General features: G+C 66.0%; 15 protein-coding genes. 1 reads left to right on the top strand and 14 read right to left on the bottom strand.

Annotated features, from left to right (window positions below):
* Positions 1-6: 6 nt before the first annotated feature.
* The 11 genes from QVG61_RS06625 to sdhC form a co-directional block, all read right to left on the bottom strand.
* Positions 7-816: an ABC transporter permease gene (locus QVG61_RS06625; RefSeq protein WP_289932609.1), complete on the bottom strand. Its 810-nt coding sequence runs from the start codon at positions 814-816 to the stop codon at positions 7-9.
* Positions 816-1,745: a nickel ABC transporter permease gene (gene nikB, locus QVG61_RS06620; protein ID WP_289932608.1), complete on the bottom strand. Its 930-nt coding sequence runs from the start codon at positions 1,743-1,745 to the stop codon at positions 816-818. The genes QVG61_RS06625 and nikB overlap by 1 nt, the downstream gene beginning before the upstream one ends.
* Positions 1,746-2,008: 263 nt before the next feature.
* The gene (locus QVG61_RS06615) at positions 2,009-2,563 is read right to left on the bottom strand and encodes a L,D-transpeptidase (protein ID WP_289932607.1); all 555 of its coding nucleotides are present in this window, start codon (positions 2,561-2,563) and stop codon (positions 2,009-2,011) included.
* Positions 2,560-4,059: an ABC transporter substrate-binding protein gene (locus QVG61_RS06610; protein WP_289932606.1), complete on the bottom strand. Its 1,500-nt coding sequence runs from the start codon at positions 4,057-4,059 to the stop codon at positions 2,560-2,562. The genes QVG61_RS06615 and QVG61_RS06610 overlap by 4 nt, the downstream gene beginning before the upstream one ends.
* A 5-nt stretch (positions 4,060-4,064) precedes the next feature.
* A complete protein-coding gene (locus QVG61_RS06605; RefSeq protein WP_289932604.1) occupies positions 4,065-4,547 on the bottom strand; it encodes a CYTH domain-containing protein in 483 nt (160 codons plus the stop codon).
* A 46-nt stretch (positions 4,548-4,593) separates the two neighbouring features.
* Positions 4,594-5,034, bottom strand: coding sequence for a protein YgfX (locus QVG61_RS06600; protein ID WP_289932602.1), 441 nt, complete (start codon positions 5,032-5,034; stop codon positions 4,594-4,596).
* Positions 4,997-5,248 (bottom strand): succinate dehydrogenase assembly factor 2, encoded by a 252-nt coding sequence (locus QVG61_RS06595; RefSeq protein WP_289932600.1) that lies wholly within the window; start codon positions 5,246-5,248, stop codon positions 4,997-4,999. The genes QVG61_RS06600 and QVG61_RS06595 overlap by 38 nt, the downstream gene beginning before the upstream one ends.
* A gap of 14 nt (positions 5,249-5,262) precedes the next feature.
* Complete coding sequence (locus QVG61_RS06590) at positions 5,263-5,964, bottom strand: succinate dehydrogenase iron-sulfur subunit (protein WP_289932599.1); 702 nt, start codon at positions 5,962-5,964, stop codon at positions 5,263-5,265.
* Positions 5,964-7,727, bottom strand: coding sequence for a succinate dehydrogenase flavoprotein subunit (gene sdhA, locus QVG61_RS06585; RefSeq protein WP_289932598.1), 1,764 nt, complete (start codon positions 7,725-7,727; stop codon positions 5,964-5,966). Before sdhA ends, QVG61_RS06590 begins: the two co-directional genes overlap by 1 nt.
* A 12-nt stretch (positions 7,728-7,739) precedes the next feature.
* The gene (gene sdhD, locus QVG61_RS06580) at positions 7,740-8,078 is read right to left on the bottom strand and encodes a succinate dehydrogenase, hydrophobic membrane anchor protein (RefSeq protein WP_289932596.1); all 339 of its coding nucleotides are present in this window, start codon (positions 8,076-8,078) and stop codon (positions 7,740-7,742) included.
* The gene (sdhC, locus tag QVG61_RS06575; protein ID WP_289932595.1) at positions 8,075-8,461 is read right to left on the bottom strand and encodes a succinate dehydrogenase, cytochrome b556 subunit; all 387 of its coding nucleotides are present in this window, start codon (positions 8,459-8,461) and stop codon (positions 8,075-8,077) included. Before sdhC ends, sdhD begins: the two co-directional genes overlap by 4 nt.
* A gap of 156 nt (positions 8,462-8,617) precedes the next feature.
* Between sdhC and QVG61_RS06570 the strand changes: the two genes are divergently transcribed.
* Positions 8,618-9,667 (top strand): folate-binding protein YgfZ, encoded by a 1,050-nt coding sequence (locus QVG61_RS06570; protein ID WP_289932594.1) that lies wholly within the window; start codon positions 8,618-8,620, stop codon positions 9,665-9,667.
* Between the two features lie 851 nt (positions 9,668-10,518).
* Here QVG61_RS06570 and QVG61_RS06565 read toward each other — a convergent pair.
* The 3 genes from QVG61_RS06565 to prfB all read right to left on the bottom strand — a co-directional run bounded on the left by QVG61_RS06565 (position 10,519) and on the right by prfB (position 15,546).
* Positions 10,519-12,492 carry an EAL domain-containing protein gene (locus tag QVG61_RS06565; RefSeq protein WP_289932593.1) on the bottom strand — a complete coding sequence of 658 codons (1,974 nt, stop codon included), beginning with the start codon at positions 12,490-12,492 and terminating at the stop codon, positions 10,519-10,521.
* A 382-nt stretch (positions 12,493-12,874) separates the two neighbouring features.
* Positions 12,875-14,383 carry a lysine--tRNA ligase gene (gene lysS, locus QVG61_RS06560; protein ID WP_289932592.1) on the bottom strand — a complete coding sequence of 503 codons (1,509 nt, stop codon included), beginning with the start codon at positions 14,381-14,383 and terminating at the stop codon, positions 12,875-12,877.
* A gap of 64 nt (positions 14,384-14,447) precedes the next feature.
* Positions 14,448-15,546, bottom strand: a protein-coding gene (gene prfB, locus QVG61_RS06555) for a peptide chain release factor 2 (protein WP_289932591.1) whose coding sequence is annotated in 2 segments (ribosomal slippage) — positions 14,448-15,470 and positions 15,472-15,546 — 1,098 coding nt in all. Because the reading frame shifts where the segments join, the coding sequence is not laid out codon by codon here.

Here is a 15,546-nt window from a genome sequence, read left to right as displayed (position 1 = left end):
TTGTCGTCAGCCAGGCCGGCGCAGTCCGCCGCCGCGCACGTCCAGCCGGTCGCGCAGGCGATCGCCCAGCAGGTTGACCGACATCACCACCAGGAACATGGCCAGGCCCGGGACCAGCACCATGTGCGGCGCCACCAGCAGGTAACGCGTGCCGTCGCGGATCATGCTGCCCCAGGAGGCTGCCGGCGGCTGCACCCCAAGGCCAAGGAAGGACAGTCCGGCTTCCGCGATCACCACCGAGGCGACGCCGAAGGTGGCCTCGACGATCAGCGGTGCCAGGGCCAGCGGCACCAGGTGGCGGCCGATGATGCGCAGCCGTCCGCTGCCCAGGGCGATGGCCGCCTGCACGTGCTCGCGGTGCTTGAGCGAGAGGATCTGCGCCCGCGCAAGGCGGGCATAGCCGACCCAGCCGACCACGGTCAGCGCGAACACCACGTTCTCGATCCCCGGCCCCAGCAGGCCGGCCAGGGCGATGGCCAGGAGGATGCCGGGAAAGGCCAGGAACAGGTCGATCAGGTGCACGACCAGTCGGTCCCAGCGACCGCCCACATAGCCGCTCAGGCTGCCGATCAGGGTACCGAGCAACGCCGACAGGACCACCACCCAGACCGAGACCAGGAAGGAGGTCTGGGCCCCGGCCAGCAGGCGGTCGAGCAGCGGCCGGCCGAGGTCGTCGTAGCCGAGCCCCCCCGCCTCCAGCGGCGATTTGAGGATCAGCGGCAGATGGATGCCGTTGGGATCGAGCGGCAGCAGCGGACCGAGCACCCCGGCCAGCAGCCAGGCTGCGAGCACCACCGCCGGCAACCAGATGCGCATCAGCCTCGTCCCCCCAAACGGATCCGCGGATCGATCCATGCGTAGAGCACGTCGGTCAGGGCGTTGACCACCACATAGGTGACACTGATCAGCAGCACGCATGCCTGCACCACCGGATAGTCGCGGCTCTGGATGGCCTCGATGGTGAGCAGGCCGATGCCCGGCCAGGCGAAGATGGTCTCGGTGATCACCGCTCCGCCGAGCAGGGTGCCGAGCTGCAGACCGAGCACCGTGATCACCGGCAACAGGGCATTGGGCAGGGCATGGCGCAGCAGGACCTGGCGCCTGTCCAGCCCCTTGGCGCGGGCGGTGCGGATGTAATCCTCGCCCAGTACCTCCAGCAGGCTGCTGCGGATCATCCGTGCCAGGATCGCCGCCAGCGACAGCCCCAGTGTCAGTGCCGGCAACACCACCGAGCCAGGCGCCTCGCGGCCGCTGATCGGGAACCAGCCGAGGCCGAGGGAGAACACCAGGATCAGCAGCGGACCGAGCCAGAAGTTGGGGATGGACACCCCGGCCAGGGAAAAGGCCGTCGCCGCCTGATCCCAGGCCGTGTCGCGGCGGGCCGCCGCCAGTAGCCCCAGCGGCAGGGCCAGCAGCAGGGTTACGCCAAGGCTGATCAGGGCCAGTTCGGCGGTGGCGGGGATGCGCTCCGCCAGCAGCGCGCTGATCGGGCGGCGGGCATGCAGCGACTGGCCGAGATCGAGACGCGCCAGACCGGCGAGGTATTCGGCCAGCTGGACGCCGATCGGCCGGTCCAGACCGAGGCTGTGACGCAGGGCCTCACGGTCGGCGGCCGGTGCCGTCTCGCCCAGCATCACGTCCACCGGGTCGCCGGGGATGAGGTGGATGAGCAGGAACACCAGCAACACCACGCCGAGGATGACGAGACCGGAGGTGAACAGCCGTTGCAGCAGTGCCGAGAGCATGATCGGGTATCCCGTCTATTGCACCAGGGATTCGGTTCTCAGGGCGAATCCGGCAAGGCAGGTTGGACGATCGACCGAAAAGCCATAGTCATTGCTATGGCTCGAGGGGGATCGCCCAAGATGCGCAGCCCGATTCGGCCTGAAATCGAATAGGCGCGAAGTGTAACTCGCCACCCCGGCTGTTGCATGGTCCTCCCCTCCTTTCATTCCCGCCTGAGCCTCAGTTTTTTACGCGCCGCCATTGTGCAATGGACGGGATAAGTCTATTTCTCTTTCAGTGGCTTGGCGAATGATCCTGAGGGTATGTCGAAAGCCCCCTCCTCGATCAGCACCCGGCAACCAAGCGGCACGCGCTCGAAGAGTTCGAGCAGCTCGGCGTTGCGCATGCGGATGCAGCCATGCGAGCGCGGCACACCCATGGGTTCGCTGTCCGGGCAGCCGTGGATGTAGATGAAGCGCCGCAGGCTGTCGACCCCACCACCGCGGTTGCGCCCCACTTCGAGTCCGGTCAGCCAGAGGATACGGCAGAGGATCCAGTCACGTTGGGGATGGCGGGCGGCCAGCGCCGGGCGGTAGCGCTCGCCGCTGGGACGGCGGGCCACGAACACCGTGTCCGGCGGGCAGCCGGCACCGATGCGCAGCCGCACCCGGTGCCAGCCGCGCGGTGTCCGTTCGCTGCCGAAGGCTTCCCCGGCCCCGCGCAGCGCCGTCGACACGGCATAGTCCTCCAGCACCCGCTCGCCACACAGGCGCCGCAGGCGCTGCTCCGCGAGGCTGACATGCAGCCAGATCTCGTCCGCGGCGGGCCGTTCGATCATTCCCTGTCCCCCCTCACCCGCTGCACCAGGCGCAGACCGTCGTAGTTACCGTCCGGCGCCAGGCGGTAACCGCGGATGCCGCGCCGTGCCGCATAGACGTTGTCCTCGTACCAGAGCGGCACATAGGGCAGCAGCTCGGCGAGGCGTGCCTGCAGGGCCCGGTACAGGCGCGCCTGCTCGGCGCGGTCGGTACTGGCCTCGGCCTGCTCGATCAGCCGGTCGGTGACGGGATCGCGGAAACGGCCCCGATTGGCCCCGGCCGGTGGCAGCGAGTCGCTGTGGAAGACGTAGCGGAAGATATCCGGCGTCTTGATACCGACCCAGGCCAGGCTGTACATCTGGAAGCGTCCGGCCTTGATGTCGCCGTAGAAGGTGCCCCAGTCATAGGTCTTGAGGGCCACCTCGATGCCGACCCGGGCCAGTTGGTCCTGGAGGATGGTGGCGATACGGATGCGCAGCGGGTCGGTGGAGGTCTTGTAGACGAGGCGCAGCGGATGTCCCGCTCCGTATCCGGCCTCGTGCAGCAGGGCCCGGGCGCGCTCCGGGTCGTAGTCCAGGCCGTGCAGTGCCGGATTGCCGGCCCAGTGGCTGGGCGGCAGCAGGGCGCCGGCGGGTCGCGCCGCATCCGCCAGCACGTAGTGGATGATGGCCTGGCGGTCTATGGCGTGGCCGATGGCCCGGCGCACCGCCAGTTGTCCCAGCGCCGGATCCTCCAGGTTGAAGCCGAGGTAGGCGAATTTGCTGCCCTGGCCGCGGACCACCTCGATGTCCGGTTGGGCCTCGAGGTAGGCGATCAGCTCTGCCTCCAGATCGTTCTGCAGCAGGTCGAGTTCGCCACGGCGGAGCTTCAGCACCCGCACCGTGGCGTTCTTCACCGCCAGCAGCTCGAAGCGCTGGCCATCGTCCAGCCGCTGCAGCCGCAGCCGTCCCGGCTCGGGCCGGTCGAGAAAGCGGAAGGGGCCGCTGCCGAGCGGCGCGGTCTGGAAGTCGTGGCCTTCGGCGATCAGTCGTGCCGGCAGGATGCCGATCACCAGGTAGCCGGGGAACAGCGGATCAGGGCGCTTGAGATGGAACTCCAGATGGTCGTCGTCGATTACCTCGATGTGATCGATCAGCGCCAGGGCGGTACGGTGCGGCGAGGCATTGGCAGGATCGAGGACGAAGTCGTAGCTGGCCTTGACGTCGGCCGCGGTCAGCCGCTGGCCGTCGTGGAAGGGGCGCCGCCCGGGGCGCAGGCTGAAGCGGTAGCGGGTCGGTGTCAGGCGCTGCCACTCGGCCAGCGCCGGCACCGGGTTCATGTGTTCGTCGAAACCGACCAGGGCAGCGTACAGCAGGCGGTTGACCCGTGCCGAGGTGGCGTCGGTGGCGAATCGCGGATCGAGATTGTCGGCTGCGGCGGCCAGGCCAAAACGGATGACGTCGTCCGGCGCGCGCTGGCAGCCAGCGGTGAACAGCAGCAGTCCGCAGAGGAGAAACCAGCCCCAGCCTGCCCGCATCGCCCTCACCAGTCCCGGAAGGGATGATCGACCAGGCAGACGTTGTAGTAGCGCGGATCGCCCGATACCTCCTCGCCCAGCCAGTCCGGCCGCTCGAAGTCCTCGTCCTCGTCGGCCAGTTCGATCTCCGCCACCACCAGCCCGGCATTGGCGCCCTCGAAGACGTCGATCTCCCAGATATGCTCACCACGCGGCACCTCGTGACGCGTCTTCTCCACCAGGGCACCCTGAACCAGGGTGTCGAGCATCGCCTCGGCATCGGCCAGTGGCAGGGGGTACTCGAATTCGCTGCGGCGGATACCGAGGGTGGCGCTCTTGATGTTGAGCGTGGCCTGCCCGCCGGCGATTCGCACCCGCACCGAGGCAGGTGCTGCAGCGGGTCCCGTGACCTGGCTCAGATAGCCCTGGCGAATGCGCCGACTGCGTATCACCTCGGCGCGCCAGGCATCGGAGCGGACCAGGAATTTGCGTTCGATCTCGGTGGCCATGGACGTAATCAAAGGGATGACAGGGCCCATGTTAGCAGAACGGCACTCAACCCGCGGCTGGCCACAGGCGGCGCAGTTCGCGACGCAGCCGCCGGTAGTCGTCGGCGGCCAGCATGTCGGGCAGGATGGGCAGGGGCCGCGGCCAGCGGTCGCCGCTGTCGAGATGGACGAGCAGCAGCATGCCGGACTCGAAGGCGCCGGGACGCAGGCGCACCCTCAGCCGGCGGCCATCTGCCTGCTGCAGCAGCAGAGGACCGTCCAGCCGCCCCCAGAGGCGGCGCACCGCGGCGGGGCCGTGCAGCCGCCACAAGGAGCGGCCGATCCCGCCCAGCAGCAGGAGCAGCAGCGCGGCACGCAGCATGGCAGGCAACGGGGTCAGCCACAGGGCGTACAGCGCCAGGCCGTGGAGCACGGCGAGTAGCCCGAGCAGCTGGCGCGATGGGCGCAGCTCAAGGTCGATGCGAGTGGCGGATACAGTGAGCGACATGGGCGACATCCGTGTCGGCGGGGGTCTGGCGGCCCATCAGGATCTCCAGCAGCAGCGGATCCGGATAGCTCAGCAGGGTGTCGAAGGCGGCCCGGCCGCGGTCATCCAGTGCCGCATAACCCTGTTCGAGGAAACCCAGCAGCAGCAGATCCAGTTCGCGCATGCCGCGTCGGCACTGCCAGTGGAGTCGGGCCTGTTCCGGGGTTTCGGCCATGGCAGCATTGCTCCCTACAGGGAGCGCTTCAGCATCAGCTCCTTGATATGGCCGATGGCACGGGTCGGGTTGAGTCCCTTGGGACAGACCTCGACACAGTTCATGATGCTGTGGCAACGGAACAGCCGGTAGGGGCCATCCAGGGCATCGAGCCGGCTGTCGGTGGCCCGGTCACGGCTGTCGGCCAGAAAGCGCCAGGACTGCAGCAGCGCCGCCGGGCCGAGGAAGCGGTCCGGGTTCCACCAGAAGGAGGGACAGCTGGTCGAACAGCAGGCGCAGAGGATGCATTCGTAGAGGCCGTCCAGACGGTCGCGCTCGGCGGGGCTCTGCAGGCGCTCGACCTCGGGCTCGGGTTCGTCGTTGATGAGATAGGGGCGCACTGCACGGTACTGCCCGTAGAAGGGTTCCATGTCGACGATCAGGTCGCGGATCACCGGCATGCCCGGCAGCGGCCGCAGCTCGATCGGGGTCTTGAGCTCCTTCAGCGGGGTGATGCAGGCCAGGCCGTTGCGGCCGTTGATGTTCATGCCGTCCGAGCCGCACACGCCCTCCTGGCAGGAACGGCGGAAGGCGAGTGTCTCATCCTGCGCCTTGAGTGCCAGCAGCGCATCGAGCAGCATCATGCCGGGCTCGATCAGCGCGTCGTCCAGCTCGAAGTCCTGCATGTAGGGGGCGTTGTCGCGATCCGGATCGTAGCGGTAGATGGAGAATCTCATCAGTAGACGCGCTCCTTCGGCGGAAAGGAATCGACCGTGACCGGCTTGAGCCGCACCGGCTTGTAGTCCAGCCGCCGGCCCTCCCAGTAGAACAGCGAATGGCGCATCCAGTGCAGATCGTCGCGTTCCGGGTAGTCGACCCGCGAGTGGGCACCGCGGCTCTCGGTGCGCGCCAGGGCCGAGTGGACGGTGGCCAGGGCGATGTCCATCAGGTTCTCCAGCTCCAGGGCCTCGATGCGCGCGGTGTTGAACACCCGGCTCTGGTCGCCGATGCCGGCATCCGCCAGCCGCCGCTCCAGCTCGGTGACCCGTGCCACCCCCTGCTGCAGGATCTCCTCGGTGCGGAACACCCCGCAGTAGTCCTCCATGGTGCGCTGCAGCTCGCGACGCAGACCGTCCACCGTTTCGCCACGCCCCGGTCGTTCCCAGCGCGCCAGGCGCTGCAGGGCCTGGTCGACGCTGGCCTCGTACAGGGGCCGGTGATAACGATTCTCGCGGAGGAAACCGACGATGTGGTTGGCGGCGGCGCGGCCGAACACCAGGATGTCGAGCAGCGAGTTGCCGCCCAGGCGGTTGGCCCCGTGCACCGAGACACAGGCGCACTCGCCGGCCGCATAGAGCCCCTGCACCGGCTCCTCCGGACCGTTGTGTTCCGGCACCACCACCTGACCGAAACGGTTGGTGGGGATGCCACCCATGGTGTAGTGCGCCGTGGGATAGACCGGGATCGGTGTCTCCGCCGGGTCGATGTGCAGGAAGGTGCGCACCGTGTCGCGGATGCCGGGCAGGCGCTTGGAGATCACCTCCACCCCGAGATGGTCGAGCTTGAGCAGCACGTGATCCCTGCTCGGCCCGCAGCCTCGGCCCTCGCGGACCTCGATGGCGATGGCCCGGCTGACCACGTCGCGGCTGGCCAGGTCCTTGGCGCGTGGCGCGTAGCGCTCCATGAAGCGCTCGCCCTCGGCATTGATCAGATAGCCGCCCTCCCCGCGCACCCCCTCGGTGATCAGCATGCCCTTGCCGGCGATACCGGTGGGATGGAACTGGAAGAACTCCATGTCCTGCAGCGGGATGCCGGCGCGCAGCGCCATGGCCATGCCGTCACCGGTATTGATCAGGGCGTTGGTGTTGGTGCGGAACAGCTGGCCGGCGCCGCCGGTGGCGAGCAGCGTGGTCTTGGCCTCGATGAGCATGGGCTCGCCGGTGGCGATCTCCAGGGCCAGGGCACCCAGCACCACGCCCTCGGCATCACGGATCAGGTCGATGGCGAAGTACTCGTCGAAGAAATGGGTGCGGGCGCGGATGTTCTGCTGGTAGAGGGAATGCAGGATGGCGTGTCCGGTGCGGTCGGCCGCGGCACAGGTGCGTGCCGCCTGGTCACCGCCGAAGTCACGGCTCTGGCCGCCGAAGGCCCGCTGGTAGATGCGTCCGTTGTCGAGCCGCGAGAAGGGCACGCCCATGTGGTCCAGCTCGTAGACGACCCGTGGCGCGGCGCGGCACATGTATTCGATGGCATCCTGGTCGCCGAGATAGTCGCTGCCCTTGACGGTGTCGAACATGTGCCAATGCCAGTTGTCCGGCAGCACGTTGGCCAGGGCCGCATTGACCCCACCCTGGGCGGCCACGGTATGCGAGCGGGTCGGGAAGACCTTGGAGACCACGGCCACGTGGGCCTCGGCCTGCGACAACTGCAGGGCCGCGCGCAGGCCACCGCCGCCCGCACCGATGATCAGGGTGTCGAACTTGCGTCGATGCAGGGTCATGCTCGGACCTCCTCAGCTGGCCACTGTCAGCAGCAGCCGGCCCAGCCACAGGCCACAACCGGCCAGGGTCAGGGCCAGCAACCCCAGCAGGGCGACGCGCAGGCCGGTATGGCGCACATAGTCCATGATCACGTCCCGCACGCCCACCCAGGCATGCAGCAGCAGGGCAAGGAAAAACAGTCCGACCCCCAGGTTGACCAGCGGCCTGGCCAGCCAGGCCTGCCAGGCGGCATGGTCCTCGACCGGCTGGCGCCAGAAGTGCTGGATCAGATAGAGGCTGAACAGCGCGACATAGACCGCGGTGAGCCGCTGCAGCAGCCAGGCGCGCAGCCCCTGGGCCTGGCGGCTCACGCCAGCCCCCAGAGCAGCAGCGGCAACAGCAGCAGGGCACCGAGGGTCGCGCTCCAGGCGAGGCGCCGGGCCACCGGCCGTTCCAGTCCGATACCCAGGTCGAGCAGCAGGAAACGCAGGCCGGCGAGCAGATGATGCAGCAGGGCCCAGCCCAGCAGCAGGCTGGCAAGCCGTGCAGGCCAGGCGTGCAGCAGGGCGATCGCCCGGGCAAAGCCGTCGGCGTCGCGCAGCGAGAGATCGAGCAGAAAGGCGGCCAGCGGCAGGGACAGGAACAACAGCACGCCGGACAGGCGGTGCAGGATGGAGGTTACCGCGCCGATCGGCATGCGGATGACCAGCAGGTCGAGAAACTTGGGGCGTGGCGGGCTTGGCGGCATGTCCATCCATGATATTGTTTTGCGCCGTTTATACCATCCCCGCGACGGCAATACCACCGTTGCCAGGGGTGACGACGCCGGCGGCTGCCAGGCCCTGGGAACGGCTGACAGCCGCGGCGTGAATGGTCTACACTCAGCAACCTTCAACAGCGAGGTCAGACAATGAAAGCCGAGTGGAAAACCTTTCTCGAGGCCGCGGGCGCCGAGTTCGACGACACCGGCAAGGTGGGCAGCTACGGCAGCCTGAAGCGGGAACTGAGCGTGGCCCTGACCGGCAATGTCTTTGCCGACCTGTCGCATCTGGCGCTGATCGCCGTGCACGGCGAGGACGCCGCCGAGTTTCTCCAGGGCCAGCTGAGCAATGACATCCGCGAGGTGACCCCGGAACACAGCCAGCTGAGCAGCTACTGCAACCCCAAGGGACGCATCCTGGCCACCTTCCGGGTATTCCAGCGCGACGGGATCTATTACCTGGCGCTGCCCATGGAACTGGCCGAGCCCATCCTCAAGCGGCTGCAGATGTTCGTGCTGCGCGCTGCCGTCACCCTGGAGGAGGTCACCGACACCTTCGTGCACATCGGTGTCTCCGGCGACGATGCGCCCCGGGAACTGGAGAACCTGCTCGATCGCTTACCCCAGGCGGTCGATGAGGTGGTCAGCCAGCAACTGTGCACGGTGCTGCGCATCCCCGGCATCCACCCCCGCTACGAGATCTACGGTCCGCTGGACGAACTGAAGAGGCTCTGGGACGGCCTCAATGTGCGTTTTGCCCCGGTCGGCGAGCCGGCCTGGGGACTGCTCAACGTCGCCGCCGGCCTGCCCGTCATCTACCCGCAGACCAGCGAGGCCTTTGTGCCGCAGATGGTCAATCTGCATCTGGTCGGCGGGGTCAGTTTCAAGAAGGGCTGCTATCCCGGTCAGGAAGTGGTGGCCCGCATGCAGTATCTCGGCAAGCTCAAGCGGCGCATGTACCTGGCCTGGGTGGACGCCGAACAGGCCCCGCAACCCGGCGACGAGCTATACACCCCGGACAACGGGGAACAGAGCGCCGGCAAGATCGTCGAGGCGCGGCCGCATCCCGATGGTGGCTACCTGCTGCTGGCCGTGATCCAGATCAGCGGCGCCGACGCCGGCCAGATCCATCTCGACAGCCCTGAGGGTCCGCGCCTGGAATTCCGCGATCTGCCCTACCCCTTCTCCGAGCCCTGCTGAAACGCCTGTAGGAGCGGCCGCCAGGCCGCGATCGCCGGCCAGCTTGAGACAGGATGGCCACGAAATCCGCGAAATCCACGAAAAGGATTTTTCTGATTCACGGCGGAGCGCGTCCGCCCGATGCTTCCAAGGGTGGTCAGTGCCCCTGCCAAGGCAGCACGGAACCCTCACCTAGGAGCGGTCGCCAGGCCGCGATCGCCGGCCAGCTTGAGACAGGATGGCCACGAAATCCGCGAAATCCACGAAAAGGATTTTTCTGATTCACGGCGGAGCGTGTCCGCCCGATGCTTCCAGGGGTGGTCACCGCCCCTGCCAAGGCAGCGCGGAACCCTCACCTAGGAGCGGTCGCCAGGCCGCGATCGCCGGCCAGCTTGAGACAGGATGGCCACGAAATCCGCGAAATCCACGAAAAGGATTTTTCTGATTCACGGCGGAGCGTGTCCGCCCGATGCTTCCAGGGGTGGTCACCGCCCCTGCCAAGGCAGCGCGGAACCCTCACCTAGGAGCGGTCGCCAGGCCGCGATCGCCGGCCAGCTTGAGACAGGATGGCCACGAAATCCGCGAAATCCACGAAAAGGATTTTTCTGATTCACGGCGGAGCGCGTCCGCCCGATGCTTCCAGGGGTGGTCACCGCCCCTGCCAAGGCAGCGCGGAACCCTCACGTAGGAGCGGTCGCCAGGCCGCGATCGCCGGCCAGCTTGAGACGGGATAGCCACGAAATCCGCGAAATCCACGAAAAGGATTTTTCTGATTCACGGCGGAGCGCGTCCGCCCGATGCTTCCAGGGGTGGTCACCGCCCCTGCCAAGGCAGCACGGAACCCTCACCTAGGAGCGGTCGCCAAGCCGCGATCAGCCCGGCTTGAGGAAACCCAGGTGCTGTTCCTGTGGCCTGGCGATGGGCCAGGCCGCATCCTCGACGAAGGCCTCGAACTCGGCCACCGGCAGCGGACGGCTGATGTGGTAACCCTGGATGATGTCGCAGTCGAGTTGTTTCAGCTGCTGCAGGATGCTGTCGTTCTCCACCCCTTCGGCCACTACCGCATGCCCCAGGTTGTGCGCCAGATCGATGGTCGAACGCACGATGGTTGCATCGTCTGCATTCTGCGCCATGCCCATGACGAAGCTGCGGTCGATCTTCAGCTCGCTCACCGGAAGCTGGCGCAGGCGGCTGAGCGATGAGTGACCGGTGCCGAAATCGTCGATGGAGAAATTGACCCCCAGATCCCGCAGTTGACCGAAGACCTCGGTCAGGCGGTCGTAGTCGCTGAGAAAGAGGTTCTCGGTGATCTCCAGAGTCAGTTTGTCCCAGAGTTCCCAGCGTTCGAGTCGCTGCGCCAGTTCCCCGACGAAGTTCGGATCGAGCAGGCTGGTCACCGGCAGGTTGACTGCCACGCCCAGCGACCAGCCCCGCGCCTGCCAGGCGGCACACTGTTCGAGGGCCGCGTCCAGCACCCAGAAATTGAATTGTTGAATCAGGCCGGTCTGTTCCAGCGCCGGGATGAAACTGTCCGGCATCACCAGACCACGCTTGCGGTGCGGCCAGCGGGCCAGCGCCTCCACGCCGATGATGTTGTTGCTGGCGAGATCCAGCTTGGGCTGGTAATAGAGTTCAAACTCGGATTCGTTCAGGGCATGGCGCAGATCGCTGACCAGGGTCAGACGACCGAGTGAGTTCTCTTCCACTTCGCTGTTGTAGAAACCGACAGAACAACGGTCGCGCTTGGCGGCATACATGGCGGCATCGGCATGCTGGAACAGCGTACCGGCATCCTCACCATGCTCGGGGTAGAGCGCGATGCCGATGCTGGCGGTCACCGCCAGCCGGTGGCTGCCGATGATGAAGGGTGTTGCCAGCGCCTCCAGCAGGGCATTGGCCACCCGGGTCACGGCCTGGGTTTCGGCCGGCGCCAGCACCACCGCGAACTCGTCGCCACCGAGGCGGCCGATGGTGTCGCTGTGCCGCAGTTCGGCGGCGAAACGGTTGCTGACCTGTTTCAGCAGTTGGTCGCCCACCTCGTGACCCAGGGCGTCGTTGATCTCCTTGAAGCGGTCGAGATCGATGACCAGCACCGCCAGCCCACCGCCGTCACGCTGCGCGGCGGCCAGCCCCTGCTGGATTCGGTCACGCAGCAGCGAGCGATTGGGCAGTGCCGTAAGGGGGTCGTAGAGGGAGAGGAATTCCAGTTCCTGATTGGTGGCCTGCAGCCGTGAATTCAGCTGCTGCAGCTCGTTCTGGTAGGTTTCGGCCTCCTCGCGGGCCTGGTCCAGGCGATGTACCGCCATGGCGTTTTCGATGGCGATCGCCACCTGACTGGCGAACAGGCTGAGCAGATTGAGGTCCTGGCGGCTGAATTCCTCACCTCCACGCTTGTTGATGCCGGCGATGCCGCCGAGAAAATGCTCACGGCCGATCAGCGGCACCATGATCAGGGTGCCGGCCTCCTTCTCCCAGCGGTTCTTCTCCGCTTCCGACAATTCATCGAGCATGCCCCGCCACCAGGGGCGCTTGTGTTCCCAGACCCAGCCACAGACACCGAAGTCGAGGGGCAGGGATTCACCGACGATCTCTTCCACTCCGCGGCCGGCACCGGCCCGGTAAGTGTATTCGTCACACTCGCGGTTGAGGATGGGGATCAGCAGGGTCTCGGCGTCGATCAGCTCGCGGGCCCGTTCGGCGATCAGTTGCAGAACCTTGTCCAGGTTCAGCTCGCTGCCCACAGCAGTGGCCGTTTCCCGCAGCAGATCGATCTCGTACTCGCGTTGCCGCAGCTCTGCCTGCAGGATCTGCAGCTGGTGCTCGAGCTTGGCTATGGTATCGGACATGCGCGATGGCGACCTGCGGTAATTGATTGGCCGTTCCTTAACAGGCTGTTGAAAAACCCTCTGACGGCACGATACGGCGTTAAAAAATGGCTCAAAATGCTCATTTACGGCCATGTAAACTGCGCTTTTTCGCCATTTTTTGCCTTGTCTCGCACTCGCCAGAGGCTTTTTCAACAGCCTGTTAATTGATCCGGCAACCAACAAGCTTTTCGGCGTTGCCGGTTTTCCCTTTAGATCAACTCTAGCAAAAGTTGCGGGGTCTGCTGTTGCCGGTATCCGACGGCGAGGGGGATGTCACCCCTCCCCGCCTTGTCCAGTCGGCATGTTGTCATGAAATGCATTTCCTGCTCAATTGGTTAGAGATCTATCATGATGTTGTTCATCATAATCCGCCGGGCCGCATATGAGGAAACAGCAACACGTCACGGATCGATGGCGAATCGGTGAACAGCATCACCAGCCGGTCGATGCCGATGCCCTCGCCCGCCGTCGGTGGCATGCCGTGCTCCAGGGCGCGGATGTAGTCGGCATCGAAGTGCATGGCCTCCTCGTCACCCGCATCCTTCTCCTCCACCTGGCGGCGGAAACGCTCGGCCTGGTCCTCGGCGTCGTTCAGTTCGGAGAAGCCGTTGGCGATCTCGCGCCCGCCGACGAAGAACTCGAAGCGATCGGTGACGAAGGGGTCCTGATCGTTGCGCCGCGCCAGGGGCGAGACCTCGGTCGGATAGGCGGTGATGAAGGTCGGCTGCAGCAGGCGGTGCTCGACGGTCTTCTCGAAGATCTCGATCTGCACCTTGCCAAGGCCATAGCTGTCCTTCAGCGGAATGCCCAGCCGCCCGGCCAGGGCCCGCGCCTGGTCCAGATCCTCGAGCTGAGCCGCGCTGATTTCCGGGTTGTAGTGGAGAATGGACTCCTTGACCGTCATCCGCGCAAAGGGCTTGCCGAAATCGTATTCCTCGCCCTGGTAGTGGACGATGCTGCTGACCAGCAGCGATTCGGCCAGGCCACGCAGCATCTCCTCGGTCATGTCCATCAGGTCGTGATAGTCGGCATAGGCCTCGTAGAACTCGAGCATGGTGAACTCGGGATTGTGGCGGGTGGACAGGCCCTCGTTGCGGAAGTTGCGGTTGATCTCATAGACCTTCTCGAAGCCGCCCACCACCAGCCGCTTCAGGTACAGCTCCGGCGCGACGCGCAGGTAGAGCTGCATGTCCAGCGCATTGTGATGGGTAATGAAGGGCCGAGCGGTAGCGCCGCCGGGGATGGCCTGCATCATCGGCGTCTCCACCTCCAGGAAACCACGGGCGTTGAGGAAGTCGCGCAGGTACTGGATGATGCGGGTACGCATGCGGAACACCTCGCGCGACACCTCGTTCATGATCAGATCCAGGTAGCGCTGGCGGTAGCGCGTCTCCTGGTCGGTCAGCCCCTTGAACTTCTCAGGCAGCGGACGCAGCGACTTGGTCAGCAGGCGCAGCTCGTCGACCTTCACGCTCAGCTCGCCGGTGCGGGTCTTGAACAGGGTGCCCTCGGCACCGATGATGTCGCCGATGTCCCAGCCCTTGAAGGCCTGATAGACACCCTCCGGCAGGCTGTCACGCTGTACGAACAACTGGATGCGCCCCGACATGTCCTGGATGTTGGTGAAGCTGGCCTTGCCCATGATGCGCTTGGACATCATCCGCCCCGCCACCCTGACCCGCCGCGGGTTGGCCTCGAACCAGGCGTCGTCCTTGTCGTCGTATTCGGCGTGCAGTTCCCCGGCCATCACGTCGCGGCGGAAGTCGTTGGGAAAGGCGAGGCCCTGCTCGCGCAGCGCCTGCAGCTTGGCCCGCCGCTCGGCGATCAGCCGGTTCTCGTCCTGTTCGGTCTGTGGCGTCTTGTCACTCATCGTCGATCACTCGTTTTGCGGAAACGGAACGCTGCGTCCCGCCGTGCATGATAAGGGGTTGGCTTCAAAGCCCGGATTTCAGGCTGGCCTCGATGAAGGGGTCGAGATCGCCGTCCAGAACCGCCTGGGTATTGCCGACCTCGACGCCGGTGCGCAGATCCTTGATGCGCGACTGGTCCAGCACATAGGAGCGGATCTGACTGCCCCAGCCGATGTCCGACTTGCTCTCTTCCAGGGCCTGCTGCTCGGCACGGCGCTCCTGCATCTCACGCTCGTAGAGCTTGGCCTTGAGCTGCTTCATGGCCGTGGCCTTGTTCTTGTGCTGGGAGCGGTCGTTCTGGCACTGCACCACGATACCGGTCGGTTCATGGGTGATGCGCACCGCGGATTCGGTACGGTTGACGTGCTGGCCACCGGCGCCGCTGGCCCGGTAGACGTCGATGCGCAGATCGGCCGGGTTGATCTCGATGTCGATGTCGTCATCCACCTCGGGGGAGACGAACACCGAGGAAAAGGAGGTGTGGCGGCGGTTGCCGGAATCGAAGGGCGACTTGCGCACCAGGCGGTGCACACCGGTTTCGGTACGCAGCCAGCCGTAGGCATAGGGCCCTTCGATCTTCAGGGTTGCGCTCTTGATGCCTGCCACCTCGCCCGGCGAGACCTCGATCAGCTCGGTCTTGAAGCCATGACGCTCGGCCCAGCGCAGGTACATGCGCAGCAGCATCTCTGCCCAGTCCTGCGCCTCGGTGCCACCGGAACCGGCCTGGATCTCCAGGAAGGCGTTGTTGGCGTCCATCTCGCCGGAGAACATGCGCCGAAACTCCAGGTCGGAGACCGTCTTCTCCACGGCGTCCACATCGGCGCGCACCGCCTCCAGGGTCTCGGTGTCGTCCTCCTCGGCGGCGATCTCCAGCAGCTCGCGCGCCTCCCCGAGGGCGGCCGCGATACTGTCCAGCCCCTCGACGATCTCCTCCAGCCGGGCCCGTTCCTGGCCCAGCGCCTGGGCCTTCTCGGGCTCGTTCCAGATCTCCGGGTCCTCTAGCTCGCGGCTGACCTCGGCCAGGCGGTCCTTCTTGTCCTCGTAGTCAAAGATACCCCCTAAGGGCCTCGGCGCGGCCCTGGAGGTCCTTGATCCTGTTCAGTACGGGGTTGATTTCCAGCAT

It is taken from the genome of Thiohalobacter sp. IOR34 (assembly GCF_030406045.1).
In the GTDB taxonomy this organism is placed as follows: domain Bacteria; phylum Pseudomonadota; class Gammaproteobacteria; order Thiohalobacterales; family Thiohalobacteraceae.
This window is presented reverse-complemented; position numbering and strand designations above follow the sequence as displayed.

Excerpts from the sequence above, each read along its gene's own strand:
- QVG61_RS06565 (WP_289932593.1), bottom strand. The coding sequence starts at position 12,492 with ATGTCCGATACCATAGCCAAGCTCGAGCACCAGCTGCAGATCCTGCAG.
- QVG61_RS06610 (WP_289932606.1), bottom strand. The coding sequence starts at position 4,059 with ATGCGGGCAGGCTGGGGCTGGTTTCTCCTCTGCGGACTGCTGCTGTTC.
- QVG61_RS06590 (WP_289932599.1), bottom strand. The coding sequence starts at position 5,964 with ATGAGATTCTCCATCTACCGCTACGATCCGGATCGCGACAACGCCCCC.
- QVG61_RS06605 (WP_289932604.1), bottom strand. The coding sequence starts at position 4,547 with ATGGCCACCGAGATCGAACGCAAATTCCTGGTCCGCTCCGATGCCTGG.
- QVG61_RS06570 (WP_289932594.1), top strand. The coding sequence starts at position 8,618 with ATGAAAGCCGAGTGGAAAACCTTTCTCGAGGCCGCGGGCGCCGAGTTC.
- lysS (WP_289932592.1), bottom strand. The coding sequence starts at position 14,383 with ATGAGTGACAAGACGCCACAGACCGAACAGGACGAGAACCGGCTGATC.
- sdhA (WP_289932598.1), bottom strand. The coding sequence starts at position 7,727 with ATGACCCTGCATCGACGCAAGTTCGACACCCTGATCATCGGTGCGGGC.
- nikB (WP_289932608.1), bottom strand. The coding sequence starts at position 1,745 with ATGCTCTCGGCACTGCTGCAACGGCTGTTCACCTCCGGTCTCGTCATC.
- QVG61_RS06625 (WP_289932609.1), bottom strand. The coding sequence starts at position 816 with ATGCGCATCTGGTTGCCGGCGGTGGTGCTCGCAGCCTGGCTGCTGGCC.
- QVG61_RS06615 (WP_289932607.1), bottom strand. The coding sequence starts at position 2,563 with ATGATCGAACGGCCCGCCGCGGACGAGATCTGGCTGCATGTCAGCCTC.
- QVG61_RS06600 (WP_289932602.1), bottom strand. The coding sequence starts at position 5,034 with ATGTCGCTCACTGTATCCGCCACTCGCATCGACCTTGAGCTGCGCCCA.
- sdhC (WP_289932595.1), bottom strand. The coding sequence starts at position 8,461 with ATGGACATGCCGCCAAGCCCGCCACGCCCCAAGTTTCTCGACCTGCTG.
- QVG61_RS06595 (WP_289932600.1), bottom strand. The coding sequence starts at position 5,248 with ATGGCCGAAACCCCGGAACAGGCCCGACTCCACTGGCAGTGCCGACGC.